General features: G+C 65.2%; 16 protein-coding genes. 10 read left to right on the top strand and 6 right to left on the bottom strand.

The genetic code is table 11. The features are described from left to right. The first annotated feature begins 9 nt into the window (after positions 1–9). The 3 genes from QQK95_RS12845 (at position 10) to QQK95_RS12835 (ending at position 2541) form a co-directional block, all read left to right on the top strand. Positions 10–987, top strand: coding sequence for a glutathione S-transferase family protein (locus tag QQK95_RS12845; protein ID WP_284272832.1), 978 nt, complete (start codon positions 10–12; stop codon positions 985–987). Then, on the top strand, positions 987–1583 hold the full coding sequence (locus tag QQK95_RS12840) for an alpha/beta hydrolase (RefSeq protein WP_284272830.1): 597 nt from the start codon (positions 987–989) through the stop codon (positions 1581–1583). Before QQK95_RS12845 ends, QQK95_RS12840 begins: the two co-directional genes overlap by 1 nt. Positions 1584–1896: 313 nt before the next feature. Beyond that, positions 1897–2541, top strand: a complete 645-nt coding sequence (locus QQK95_RS12835) for a glutathione S-transferase family protein (protein ID WP_284272827.1) — start codon at positions 1897–1899, stop codon at positions 2539–2541. Between the two features lie 21 nt (positions 2542–2562). Here QQK95_RS12835 and QQK95_RS12830 read toward each other — a convergent pair whose 3' ends face one another. Then, positions 2563–2925, bottom strand: coding sequence for a hypothetical protein (locus tag QQK95_RS12830; protein WP_284273015.1), 363 nt, complete (start codon positions 2923–2925; stop codon positions 2563–2565). A 261-nt stretch (positions 2926–3186) separates the two neighbouring features. Here QQK95_RS12830 and QQK95_RS12825 point away from each other — a divergent pair, with 261 nt between their 5' ends. Further along, positions 3187–3627, top strand: a complete 441-nt coding sequence (locus tag QQK95_RS12825; protein WP_284272825.1) for a lipid-binding SYLF domain-containing protein — start codon at positions 3187–3189, stop codon at positions 3625–3627. A gap of 117 nt (positions 3628–3744) precedes the next feature. Further along, entirely contained in the window at positions 3745–4182 is a 438-nt protein-coding gene (locus QQK95_RS12820; protein ID WP_199649802.1) for a VOC family protein, read from the top strand. A 64-nt stretch (positions 4183–4246) separates the two neighbouring features. Here QQK95_RS12820 and QQK95_RS12815 read toward each other — a convergent pair whose 3' ends face one another. Continuing rightward, a complete protein-coding gene (locus QQK95_RS12815) occupies positions 4247–5869 on the bottom strand; it encodes an ABC-F family ATP-binding cassette domain-containing protein (protein WP_284272821.1) in 1623 nt (540 codons plus the stop codon). 388 nt (positions 5870–6257) lie between these two features. Between QQK95_RS12815 and QQK95_RS12810 the strand changes: the two genes are divergently transcribed. Both QQK95_RS12810 and QQK95_RS12805 read left to right on the top strand, forming a co-directional pair. Further along, complete coding sequence (locus QQK95_RS12810; RefSeq protein WP_284272819.1) at positions 6258–6569, top strand: hypothetical protein; 312 nt, start codon at positions 6258–6260, stop codon at positions 6567–6569. A gap of 31 nt (positions 6570–6600) precedes the next feature. Further along, positions 6601–6921: a hypothetical protein gene (locus QQK95_RS12805; protein ID WP_284272817.1), complete on the top strand. Its 321-nt coding sequence runs from the start codon at positions 6601–6603 to the stop codon at positions 6919–6921. Between the two features lie 158 nt (positions 6922–7079). Here QQK95_RS12805 and QQK95_RS12800 read toward each other — a convergent pair whose 3' ends face one another. Together QQK95_RS12800 and QQK95_RS12795 are read right to left on the bottom strand one after the other, a co-directional pair. After that, on the bottom strand, positions 7080–7709 hold the full coding sequence (locus QQK95_RS12800) for an NADPH-dependent F420 reductase (RefSeq protein ID WP_284272815.1): 630 nt from the start codon (positions 7707–7709) through the stop codon (positions 7080–7082). A gap of 17 nt (positions 7710–7726) precedes the next feature. After that, on the bottom strand, positions 7727–8425 hold the full coding sequence (locus QQK95_RS12795) for an SDR family NAD(P)-dependent oxidoreductase (RefSeq protein ID WP_284272813.1): 699 nt from the start codon (positions 8423–8425) through the stop codon (positions 7727–7729). Positions 8426–8596: 171 nt separating this feature from the next. Here QQK95_RS12795 and QQK95_RS12790 point away from each other — a divergent pair, with 171 nt between their 5' ends. Next, positions 8597–9226 carry a glutathione S-transferase family protein gene (locus tag QQK95_RS12790; protein ID WP_284272812.1) on the top strand — a complete coding sequence of 210 codons (630 nt, stop codon included), beginning with the start codon at positions 8597–8599 and terminating at the stop codon, positions 9224–9226. A 3-nt stretch (positions 9227–9229) separates the two neighbouring features. Here QQK95_RS12790 and QQK95_RS12785 read toward each other — a convergent pair whose 3' ends face one another. Continuing rightward, a complete protein-coding gene (locus QQK95_RS12785) occupies positions 9230–9829 on the bottom strand; it encodes a YdeI/OmpD-associated family protein (protein ID WP_284272810.1) in 600 nt (199 codons plus the stop codon). A gap of 251 nt (positions 9830–10080) precedes the next feature. Between QQK95_RS12785 and QQK95_RS12780 the strand changes: the two genes are divergently transcribed. Beyond that, complete coding sequence (locus QQK95_RS12780) at positions 10081–10692, top strand: hypothetical protein (RefSeq protein WP_284272808.1); 612 nt, start codon at positions 10081–10083, stop codon at positions 10690–10692. A 112-nt stretch (positions 10693–10804) separates the two neighbouring features. Continuing rightward, positions 10805–11533: an SDR family oxidoreductase gene (locus QQK95_RS12775; protein WP_284272806.1), complete on the top strand. Its 729-nt coding sequence runs from the start codon at positions 10805–10807 to the stop codon at positions 11531–11533. Here the strand turns inward: QQK95_RS12775 and QQK95_RS12770 are convergent. After that, entirely contained in the window at positions 11530–12519 is a 990-nt protein-coding gene (locus QQK95_RS12770; protein WP_284272805.1) for a LysR family transcriptional regulator, read from the bottom strand. The two genes, QQK95_RS12775 and QQK95_RS12770, sit on opposite strands and share 4 nt — an antisense overlap. Positions 12520–12521 lie beyond the last annotated feature (2 nt).

The following is a 12521-nucleotide window of genomic DNA, read 5'->3' as shown; positions in this document are numbered from 1 at the left end:
GACGAAGCAATGCTCATTGAAGGAAAATGGACGGCCAATTGGCAGCCGGTGCAGGCAACCGATGCCAAAGGCGGCTTCGTCAGGCAGATTTCCGGCTTTCGCAACTGGGTGACGCCCGACGGCAGCGCCGGGCCGACGGGTGACGCGGGCTTCGCCGCCGAAGCGGGCCGCTATCATCTCTATGTCGCGCTAATCTGCCCCTGGGCATCCCGCACGCTGATCGCGCGCAAGCTCAAGCGGCTGGAGGACGCCATTTCGGTCAGCATCGTGAACCCCCGCCTGGATGAGGAAGGCTGGGTGTTCGGCGGCTATCCCGGCACCAACCCGGACGGGATAAACGGAGCCCGCCATCTGCACGAAATATACACCAGGGCCGACCCGCTCTATACGGGTCGTGCCACCGTGCCGGTGCTTTGGGACAAGCAGCTTGGCACCATCGTCAACAACGAGAGCGCCGATATCGTGCGCATGCTCAACTCAGGCTTCGGTGACCTCGCGAGCGGGCCGGATCTCTATCCTGCAGCCTTGCGGGCCGAGATCGACGCCCTCAACGCCGATATCTATCCGCGGCTCAACAACGGCGTCTATCGCGCCGGCTTCGCCACCACGCAGATCGCCTACGAAGAAGCCTTCGACGACGTGTTCTCGATGCTGGAGATCCTCGAGGCCCGGCTCGGCAAAGGCGGCCCCTTCCTCCTGGGCAATGCCCTGACCGAGGCCGACATCAGGCTGTTCGTCACGCTGGTGCGGTTTGACGCGGCCTATCACGGCCTATTCAAATGCAACCTGCGGCGGCTCGTCGACTATCCGGCGCTGACCGGCTATCTGGACGCGATGCTGGCCGTGCCGGGCGTCGCTGAAACCGTCAGCATCGAGCACATCAAGGCCGGCTACTATTCGATCAAGACGCTCAACCCCAACGGCATCGTGCCGAAAGGGCCCGACCTGCCGGGCCTCGCACCCGTCTCCGTGACAGGACAGCTCTGATGGATCGTGGCCTGGTCATTCTCTTGCACGGTGTCGGCAGCAACGGCGCCAATATGGCAGCACTCGGGCGGGCGCTCGCGCCCGCACTGCCCGGCGTCGTCTTCGAGAGCCCGGATGCGCCAGGCGGCAGCGGCCCGCACCGCGAGTGGTTCAGCGTCGTCGGCGTCACCGAGGCCAACCGCCAGCAACGCGTCGTTGCGGCGCGACCCGGCTTTGACGGGGTCATCGCCAAACTGATCGACCAACACGGATTTGCGAATGCCGTTGACCGCGTTGTGCTGCTCGGGTTTTCCCAAGGCTCCATCATGGCGCTCGACGCGCTCGCCAGCGGGCGCTGGCCTTTAGGGGCGGTGGTCGCTTTCTCGGGACGACTGGCATCCCCAGCGCCTCTTGCTCCTGCAACTGGCACCCCATTGCTCCTGATTCACGGCGGCGCCGATCCGGTCATGCCATCAAGCGAGAGTGTGCGAGCGGCAGAGCTGCTGTCGGCGGCCGGTGTCCGGGTAACGACCTCGATTGTACCCGGTCTGGGCCACCAGGTTTCGAACACCGGCCTCGCCGAGGCGGCCAGGTTTCTCAATGACGTGCTGACCTGACCGTCCCAACCACCCGAGGCATCGCCGCGGCTTGAAGTAGCAACGGCCGAGCCAGATCGACCCCCCACTCCGTCGAGCTTCGCTCGACACCTCTCCCACGATCGACGGGGAATAGCCCTGCCGGACGTTCATCGTTCGGAAAGCCTAGCAATTGGCTTTCCCCCCTCGCGGGCCACTCCTCACCACTGCGAGGCGGGAGATCAGCAGCTTCGGCGCCGCCCTACCTCCCTTGGCTGAAAAACAAGGTAGGGTGTCGGGAAGTACCTCGGCCGTTCGTCCTTGGGGTGCAACCAGAACCACCCGGAGCCTGCCAATGATCCCCACCATCACCGCCTTTGAACGCTCGCCCGATGGCGGCAAGGGACTGGCGCGCGATACGCGTGTTCGCTGGGCGCTCGAGGAAGTGGGGCAGCCTTATGAGGTTCGTCTCGTTTCCTTCGCGGGGATGAAGGCGCCCGGCCATCTGGCCATCCATCCCTTCGGCCAGATCCCCACCTATGAGGAAGGTTCTCTGTGCCTGTTCGAGACCGGCTCGATCGTCTTTCATCTTGCCGAACGGCATGCGGGCCTGCTGTCCAGGGATCGCGATGCCCGCGCGCGTGCCATCACCTGGATGTTTGCCGCCCTCAACACTGTCGAGCCGCCGATCCTCGAATTGATGACGGCAAGGATATTCGAAGCCGACAGGCCCTGGAGCGAGGAGCGCCTGCCATTGGTCAAGGACCGTGTTCGCGCACGGCTGGACCAGCTCTCGGTCCACCTCGGCGCCGCCGACTGGCTCGATGGCGCGTTCAGCGCCGGCGACCTGCTGATGGTATCGGTGCTGCTGCGACTGCGCATGTCGGGCATTCTGGACGAGTATCAAAACCTGGCTGCCTACGTTGCGCGCGGCGAAGCTCGCCCCGCCTATGCCAGGGCTTTCGCCGCGCAATTTGCGGTCAACGCCGCATCGGCTTGACCGCTTGCCCAGGCGAGACGGTTACGGATATTTCGCCTTGGCGCCCGCCGGGCTCAAATCGCCCTGCAATTCCTTCGGCAAAGGCAGGCTCGAGCATTGCAGGTGCACGTCGCGTGCGTAAAGCTTTCGCTGCTTCTGCTCGGCCTCCTTGGTGGCCGCGATGATGCCTAGCCCGTACGGGCCAAGGGCCGCGAATTCCCAACCCGGGTGCTGTTTTTCGCGCGCTGCGTAGGCCGCAGCCGCCGCACGCGCCTGCTGGCATTGCGGCGACGCCCATTTGGGATCTTGCGGCGAAAGCGACGCACCATAATCGACGGGAGAGGTCGCGCATCCTGCCACAGTCGCGGCCAATGCGGACATTGCAATTCCCATCGCAATTCTCATCCCGACGCCCTTTCCCGTGAATTGCATCATCTTGAATTCCGCGCGCATGCGCACTGTATCCGGCGGAACCCGCCGGCCAATCACGTATACGCGATGTCCCGCCCTTGCACTTGCCATAGGCCTTGCCTCGTGTCGATCTTCCCGCGGCCAGATTCGGGCCGCGTGTCGGGAACCAAATGACGGGCCAGACTGTTCAATTGGAACTTTGACACGACGCTGACATTCCAGCCGGCAAAGCGGCGACCTTGAGGAGTTCCCATCATGAACATTTCGTCCGGATTTCGTAGAATCGCGGTTGCCGCCATCGCCACCGCGGGCATCGGCTTTGCCAGCGCCGCGCATGCCGACAGCGGTACGATCCGCTTTGCCGTCTACAAGGCAGCCTTCTTCGTCGGCGGCTCCGGCGGCGAAGGCACGTTCACGTTCCACGGCAAAACCTATCCCATCTCGATCGGCGGCGTCTCGGGCGGCCTCGCCTTCGGCGTTTCCAAGACCTATTTCCACGGCACCGTGCGCCACATCAGGCGCGCCCGCGATGTGACGGGGGTCTACGGTGCGGCGGGCGGCGGCGGCACGCTCGGCAAAGGCGCCCAGGTGATCGTCATGACCAATGACAGGGGTGCCCAGCTCGAGCTCACCGGCAAGCAGGTTGGTCTGCAGGTCAACGCCGATCTCAGCGGCATGGCCATCTCGCTGAGGTAAGGGACCCATTCCTTCGACGGCAAGAGGTCGGACCGAAAATCCAGAAGGCGGCGTCGGCTCGACAGCCGCCTTTTTCCCAGGCAAAAAAGCCTTTCATCCAGGCACGAGGTTGGGGCCATGGCGCTCAAACGGATGGACAACGTCGGAATCGTCGTCGATGACCTCGAAGAGACGATCGATTTCTTTCGCGAGCTCGGCCTCGAGCTCGAAGGGCGGGCCACGATCGAAGGAGAATGGGCCGGACGTGTCACGGGCCTGGGCGATCAGCAGGTCGAGATCGCCATGATGCGCACGCCGGACGGTCACAGCCGGCTCGAACTATCCCGCTTCCTCGCGCCGCCTGTCGTCGCGGATCACCGCAATGCCCCGGTCAACGCCCTGGGCTACCTGCGCGTCATGTTCACCGTGGACGACATCGACGACACGCTTGAAAGGCTCCGCAAGCGTGGCGCGCGGCTCGCAGGCGAGGTCGTCCAGTACAAGGACGTGTATCGGCTCTGCTACATTCGCGGACCCGGAGGGCTTCTCATCGGCCTCGCCCAGGAACTCGGCTGAGCGCAATACGACAACAGGATGAAGGGCGGCCAATCAGCGGGCGTCCCACACGGTCCGTAGCGGCCTAGCTCCGCAACCCCGGTGCTTCCTGGCCCGTGCGCTCGACATATTCGGTATAGCCGCCGCCATAGGTGTGGATGCCTTCGGGCGTCAGCTCCAGCACGCGGTTCGAAAGAGCTGCCAGGAAATGCCGGTCGTGCGAGACGAACAGCATGGTGCCCTCATATTGCGACAGCGCCTCGATCAGCATCTGCTTGGTGGCGATGTCGAGGTGGTTGGTCGGCTCGTCCAGCACCAGCAGGTTGGGCGGATCGAACAGCATCAGCGCCATCACCAGCCGCGCCTTCTCGCCGCCCGACAGCACGCGGCATTTCTTCTCGATCTCGTCGCCGGAAAAGCCGAAGCAGCCGGCAAGCGCCCGAAGCGGCGCCTGGCCGGCCTGCGGGAAATTGTCTTCCAGCGTCTGAAACACCGTGCGCTCGCCTTCGAGCAGTTCCATGGCGTGCTGGGCGAAGTAGCCCATTTTCACGCTCGGCCCGCGCGCCACCGTGCCGGTGTCGGGGGCGGAAGCGCCGGCCACCAGCTTCAGAAGCGTCGACTTGCCGGCGCCGTTGACGCCCATGATGCACCAGCGCTCGCGGCGGCGGACCTGGAAGTCGAGCCCCTCATAGATGGTGCGGCTGCCATAAGCCTTGTGCACGTTCTTCAAGGTGACGACGTCCTCGCCGCAGCGCGGCGCCGGCTGGAACTCGAAATTGACGATCTGGCGGCGCTTGGGCGGCTCGACGCGGTCGATCTTGTCGAGCTTCTTCACCCGGCTCTGCACCTGGGCCGCGTGCGAAGCGCGCGCCTTGAAACGCTCGATGAAGGCGATCTCCTTGGCCAGCATCGCCTGCTGGCGCTCGAACTGCGCCTGCTGCTGCTTGTCGGCGATCGCCCGCTGCTGCTGGTAGAACTCGTAATTGCCGGAGTAGGCGGTGAGCGAGCCGGCATCGATCTCGACGATCTTGTTGACGATGCGGTTCATGAACTCGCGGTCGTGCGAGGTCATCAGCAGCGCGCCGTCATAGCCTTTCAGGAACTGCTCCAGCCAGATCAGGCTTTCCAAGTCCAGATGGTTGGACGGTTCGTCGAGCAGCATGACGTCGGGCCGCATCAGAAGGATGCGTGCCAGCGCCACGCGCATCTTCCAGCCGCCGGAGAGTTTTCCGACATCGCCGTCCATCATCTCCTGGCTGAAGCCGAGGCCATCCAGCACCTCGCGGGCGCGCCCGTCCAGCGCGTATCCGTCGAGCTCCTCGAAGCGATGCTGCGCCTCGCCATATTTCTCGATGATCTCGTCCATGCGGTCGGCCTGGTCCGGGTCGGCCATCGCCGCTTCCAGTTCCGCCATCTCGGCCGCCACGTCGCTCACCGGTCCGGCGCCGTTCATCACTTCGGCGACGGCGCTGTGGCCCGCCATGTCGCCGACATCCTGGCTGAAATAGCCGATGGTGACGCCGCGATCGACCTGCACCTGGCCCTCGTCGGGCTGCTCCTGGCCGGTGATCATGCGGAACAAGGTCGTCTTGCCGGCGCCGTTCGGTCCGACAAGGCCGACCTTCTCGCCCTTCTGCAAGGAGGCCGACGCCTCGATGAAGACAAGCTGACGCCCGTTCTGCTTGCTGATGCTTTCAAGTCTGATCATGCGGGTTCCGGACTATGCCTGCGCTGAAAGGATTTGCCCGGCGCCTTACGCGAAGGATGGCGGCAAAGGAAGAGGCACAAGCGCCGCAGGATAGCGCCGGCGCTTCTTCCTTCTCCTCTTGCGGGAGAAGGTGGATCGGCGCGCAGCGCCGAGACGGTTGAGGGGTGTTCCAGCGAAGTGAGACGTTGGCGTTCCCTGGAACACCCCTCATCCGACCGAGCTTCGCTCGGCCACCTTCTCCCACAAGAGGAGAAGGAAGAAGCGCCAGACACACTTCAGAAACAAGATTCAACATGCGGGAAAAACTGGCGAAAAGATCGTCTGCGATAACCATCCCCGTAGCGGCCGGACAGCGGCCGCCACACAACGCAAAGGGATGGTCCCGACAATGCAACGACGTTCGACCGGATGGATGGGTGCCCTCGCGGGCATTTCGCTCGCCATGCTTGCGGTCGCGCAATCGGGTGCACAGGCGGCGGTTACCCGGAGCGAATATTGCAGCCGGCTCGGTTCTCAACTCGACGTAGCCATCCGGACCAAAGCCGAACCCGGTGCCAGCGCCAGCCAGATCGCCACGGCAGAGGCACTCCAGGACAAGGCCAACCGGTTTTGTGCCGAGCGCAAGGAGGCGCAAGGCATCCGGACCTACGCCAACGCCTTGAAACTTCTTGGAGTGACACCGGTCGACCTCGACCAGTGACAGCAACCATCAACCCGAAGGAAAGCCTATCATGAACAAGCCCCTCCTCTCCGCACTCGGTCTCGCCATCGCGCTCGGTCTGGCAATGCCGGTAGTCGGCACCGCCAATGCGGCGTCCACGAGCACAACCACGACGACGACCGCTCCGGCGACGACGGCCGCCCCCGCGACCGCTCCGGCGGCTCCCGCTGCCGCGGACGCGGCGAAGACGCCGGTCAAGGCGGCCGCGCACAAGCACCACAAGAAGCACCACAGGCATGTGCGCAAGCACGGCCACCGGCACGTCGCCAAGAAGCACACCCACAAGCGCACCCACAAGAAGCACGGCCACAAGCACGCCAAGGCGGCTTGATCGCCAACTCTTCTTTCTGACTTCCTCCCGGGAAAAGGCCGCCACTCGCTAAAAGCGAGGGCGGCTTTTTCTTGTGCGCGACAAGGCAAGCCAGGCACGCTGAAAGTTCGCCAAAACAGGCGCTTACAGCAATTCCACGATTCAGATCGTGAACCGCTTCACATAAGGCCAAGCGCCGCCCGAACCTGTGGTCCGCTCATACCACTGTCGAAAACGGCGGTGCCAGGATCGAAGCGCCTGGCTTGCGACAGCGGTCCGACCACGACCGGGTCGAAGCCGGCGTCGCTCACCAGCCGCGCCGCCAGGGCAACGGCTTTTTCGTCATCGCCGGCGAGCGGGATGCCGACCCAGTCGCCGGCGCGATGCGCCTGCGACTGCAGCGTCGTCCACATGACCGTGCTGAAGGCGCGAACCAGCTTCGCGCGCGGCAGCAGCGGCGCCACCGCGAAAGCCACGCCGTCCTCGCGGGCAAGCGCGGCGTCGCCGAAGGCGCCGTCGCGTGGCGGATCGGGCACCGTGGCATCGAACAGCACCTTGTCGCCGAGCGCTGCCGCGATCTCGGCCGCCACACCGGGCCAGGCCCGGAACGGGATGGCGGCCAGCACGACATCCGCGCCGGCAACGGCATCGAGCGCCGAACCGGCCGTGGCCTTGCCGCCGAGGCCGGAAAGCATGGAGTGCAGTCGCTCGGGATGCCGCACACCGAAACTCACCTCATGTCCGGCCTCAGCCCACAGCCGTCCGACCGTACCGCCGATCATGCCGGCGCCCAGGATTCCAATTCTCATCTTTGCCTCCTGTTCGTTCACCACGGCAGCCTTTTGCCGTCGCGAAAGAAGCCGCCGGTCGAGCCGTCGTCCGGCAAGGTCGCGGCCCAGACGATGCTGGCCGCCCCTTGCGCCACCGGGCGTCCGCCCGGCCCGCCCATGTCGGTGGCGACCCAGCCGGGGCAGATAGCGTTGACCAGCACGCCGGAGCCGCGCAGTTCCGCCGCGAGCACGCAGGTCAGCGCATTGAGCGTCGCCTTCGATGTCGAATAGGCCGGCGCGCCCGCCCCCATCGAGGCCAGCGAACCGCCTTCGGACGACACATTGACCAGCCTTCCGTGGCCGCCGGCCTTGAGCAGCGGCGCGAAGGCGGCCGCCACCCGCCAGGCGCCGAAGACATTGGTCTCGAACGCCTCGCGGATGACAGTCCAGTCGGGCCGCAAGGCGCGCGAGCCGGTGTCGTAGTGGATGGCGGCATTGTTGATCAGCACGTCGAGCCGGCCGAACCGGCGCTCGACCTCATCGGCTGCCCTTGCAGCCGCGTCGGGTGCCGCGACATCGAGCGCGATGGCCTCGACATGGCCGTCGAGCCCTTTCGCGGCCGCCTCGCCCTTGGCCAGATCGCGCACGCCGAGCAGCACGGTGAAGCCGAGTTTCGCCAGCTGCCGGCCGGTCTCCAGCCCGATGCCGCGATTGGCGCCGGTGATGAGGGCTACTTTGTTGGGATGTGTGATCATGTCGGATGCCTCTGTCTGTCGTCTCGGGGAAGATGGCACGGGCCGAATTGATTTATTAGACGGCGGAGATCGCAATCATTGTGCGACCAAGTGCATGAATTGATCGATCAGGAATCGGGTGTCGCCAGGGCATCTCGTCATGCCACTGTCCACCCGTCACGGGGACCTGCCATGCTCACGCTTCACGATTATCTGCCATCGCAAAATGGCTGGAAAGTCCGGGTCCTGCTCGGCCTGCTGAAGATTTCTTACGAGACCCGCCTCGTCTCGATTTTCGAGGGCGAGAGCCACGCCGAAGCCTTCGTTGCCCTCAACCCGGCCGGCGCGGTTCCCGTGCTGCAGCTCGAAAATGGCAGCGGCATTGCCGAGTCCAATGCGATCCTCGCCTATCTCGCGGAAGGCACGCCCCTGCTGCCGGCGGACCGCTACCGGCGCGCCAAGGTGATGCAGTGGCTGTTCTTCGAACAGTACAATGTCGAGCCCGTCATCGGATCGCTGCGCTTCTGGACCCTGACCGGACGGCTCGAGCGCAACCAGGCCATGGTTGCCGGCAAGCGCGAGGCCGGAGCCCGCACGCTGGCCGCCCTGGACCGCAGCCTTGGCGAGACGCCATTCCTCGCCGGAAACGACCTGACGATCGCCGACATCGCCATCTATGCCTACAGCCACCGCGCCGGGGATTGTGGTTTCTCGCTGGCGGACTACCCGGCGATCATGGCGTGGATCGGCCGCGTGCGCGACGCCATCGGCCCTGGCTATCCGGTCCATCCCTACAGCATCGACCCGCATTCAGGCGGCTGAGAACTACTTCTTGCCTTGCGGATAGATCGTCTCGCCGCGCTTCAGCATCGCCACGAAGGTCTCGATCTTCTTCTTGCGGCCGGCCTCGGTCTTCATGTTGTGGGTGCGGAAGGCGAGCGAGAAGCGGTTCTGCGCACTGAGCTTTTCCAGCATCGCCTTCGCCGCCGGCTCGGCATCGATGGCCGCCTGCAGATCGTCAGGGATTTTCATCTCCTTGCTGCCGCCATAGGCGCGCGCCCAGCGCCCGTCGGCCTTGGCGGCTTCGACCTGTTTCAGCCCATGCCCGGTCATGCGGCCCTCCTCGACCAGCCGCGCGACATTGTCGATGTTGATCTTGCTCCAGATGCTCTTCTTGCCGCGCGGCGTGTAGCGCTGCAGAAAGCTGTTCTCGTTCAGCCCCTTGCGCACCGCGTCGATCCAGCCGAAGCACAGCACGACGTCGATGGCCTCCTTCGGCGTGATCGACTTCAGTCCCGACCCGACCTTGTGCACTTTGATCCACACCTCGCTTTCCGTGGCGTGGTGCTGGCCGAGCCAGGCGTAGAAACTCGCCGCGTCGGGGAATTCCCGCACCTTGTCGGGATCGACCTTGACCGGCGCCATCAGCGGGCCTGCCGGTTCAAAGTCGTTGTCGCTGGCATCCCGATCATCTTGCCTCCACCATCCTGCGATCCCCGCATCATGACACGGCCCACTGTCAATTCCCGTCAGCAGTGGAACACACTGCCGCGAAGCAGGGACACACCATTCATTGCCGTGCTGCCGCAAGAGTGCAACCGACCGGATGGAGGAGCGCGGCACTTCCCCACCGTGCTATACCACCGCAAACTGTCGGGCTTGGGGGACATGCCGCAATGAAATCTCTGCTCTTCGGCCTTGTCTTGTTGCTGCCGGGCGTGGCGCTGGCCGAACCGGTCGAAACCCGCAAGATCATCACCGCGCTGACCGGCGACTTCAATGGCGACGGCGCTCCCGACCTTGCCATGGTGGTCGAGACCGCGCCGACCGACCCGATGGATATCCATTTCTTCCTCAGGGACAAGGAACACAATTACCTCAAGCCCGTCGAAATCGTGCGCGAACAGATCGGTGGCGAGTGGAACGGTTACGACCAGCCGGGCTATGAGAACTCCGATGCCGAGCCGGAGCTGACGATGCTGCCCAACGGCTCGATCAAATTCTACCTGCCGGCGCCGGAGATCGGCAGCGAGCGCACCAACCAGACGCTGACCATCGCCTACCGCGACGGCGCCTTCATCGTTGCCGGTTTCGCCTACGATTCGGATGATTATCTGCAGGAGAATGCCGCCAGCGCCTGCGACTACAATGTGCTGACCGGCAAGGGCACCAGTTCGAAGCAGCAGCCGGACGGCAGCACGAAGCACAAGACCGTGTCGGCTGAAGGCCGGACCATCGCATTCCGGGACTGGAACCCGAGCGACGCCTTCGCCGCTTGCGGCGAGTGAGCGGCTCCACCATCGGGATCTCCGATGGCGCTATCGGTTTCTTCCGTTTCCCCCCGGCACGCCGACCTGCCAATCCCCTGCCATTGTCCCATCAAAGCAAAGGCAGAGCGAAATGAGCATTTCAACCCAGAAAATCCTGATCGTCGGCGGCGGCTCCGGCATGGGCCTTGCGCTGGCCAGGCGTTGCGTCGAGGCCGGTGCCACGGTTGTCATCGCTGGGCGCAGCGAAGACAGGCTGCGACAGGCGCGCGAGACACTTGGCAATCCCGCCGGCCTGGAGATAGCCGTCGTCGACATCGCCCGGGAAGACCAGGTTGCGGCGCTGTTCGCCGAGATCGGTGGGCTCGACCACATCGTCAGCACGGCGGCCGACATAGAGGGCGCCTACAGGCTGTTGCCGGACCTTGACCTGAAGGCCGCGCAGCGCATGGTCGACAGCAAGCTCTTCGGTCCGCTGCTGCTTGCCAAGCACGGTGCGCCACGGCTTGCCGCGAGCGGCTCGATGAGCTTCGTCTCCGGCGTCGCCGCCTACCGGCCGGCCGCGCGCGGCTCGGTCGTCGCCGCCGTCAACGCCGCGCTCGAAGGGCTGGTGCGGGCGCTGGCCGTCGAACTCGCGCCGATCCGCGTCAACGCCGTATCGCCCGGCTGGGTCGACACCACGATCTGGGCGCGGGTCGCCGGCGACCGCAAGGCCGAGACGCTTGCCGCGATGGCCGGGCGGCTCCCGGTCGGCAGGGTCGGCCAGCCCGAAGATATCGCCGACGCTATTCTTTTCCTCATCGGCAATGGATTTACCACCGGCACGACACTGCATGTCGAAGGCGGGCACCGGCTGGTCTAGCTGGCGCCAGTCTTCGCCAGGGAGTTGTTTGGAAACAATGCCTTGGAGCTGTGAGCCGATTCAAGTTCTGAACCCGCCTCAAGGCGTTCCGGCACCAGCGAGTCGCGCGCGGCGGCGAGCAATTGCTTGAGCTCCGGCGGCTGGACGCGCCGGCGTCGCCAGACCATCGTCAGCGGTGCCGGCCGCATTCGACCGGGCCACGGCAATTCCATGAGCTCGCCGCGCGCCAAGGCATCGCTGACGGCGAGACGGGGGATGAGGCCGAGCCCGGCACCTGTCGCCACCAGCCGGGCAATGGCGCCGATGCTGCCGACTTCGACCGCGGGTTTAGGCGGGGCCATATCCGCCTCGACAAAAGCGCTGTCGAACATGTGCCGGTAGACGCATCCGGGCTCCGTCGCCACGAAGCGCAGCGCGGCAAGATCTGCCAGGTCGCGCGGCGCGGCGCCTTGTCCCGGAGCGGCAACCAGCACTAGCGGTTCGGCCCCTATCGTGCGCCTGGCCAGGCGTTCATCGGCCGCGCCCTTCGCACCGTCCTGACGCTCGAAACAGAAGGCGACGTCGATGTCTCCGTCCTCCAGCAGACGCCGAAGCGTGCCGCTGTCGGCCACCTTCATCCGCACGGTGATGTCGGGATGGCCGGCCTGGAACCGCGGCAGCCAGGGCGCCAGACGGGCCGAGGCGATCGTCTCCAGCGCGCCGATGGTCAGCGCCCCGCTGGTCTGCCCGGCGGCCGCCAGCACCGCCGCGCGCGCCTCGCCGTCGAGCCGCAGCAACTCCTCGGCGATCGGCTTCAGCGCCAGCCCCGCCGTCGTCAGCTCAAGGCCGGACTTCGAGCGTGTGAACAGTGCAGCACCAAGCTCAGCCTCCAGCGCCTGGATCTGGTCGCTGACACTCGATTGCGCGAGGTGAACCGCCGCGGCGGCACGCGTGACGTTGCGGCTGCGCGCCACCGCGAGAAAGGTCTTGAGTAGTCTTGGATGCATCA

The sequence above is a fragment of the Mesorhizobium huakuii genome (genome assembly GCF_030160235.1).
Lineage (GTDB): Bacteria > Pseudomonadota > Alphaproteobacteria > Rhizobiales > Rhizobiaceae > Mesorhizobium > Mesorhizobium huakuii.
Note: the sequence above shows the minus strand (reverse complement) of the source record. Positions and strands in the feature narration are given on the sequence as shown.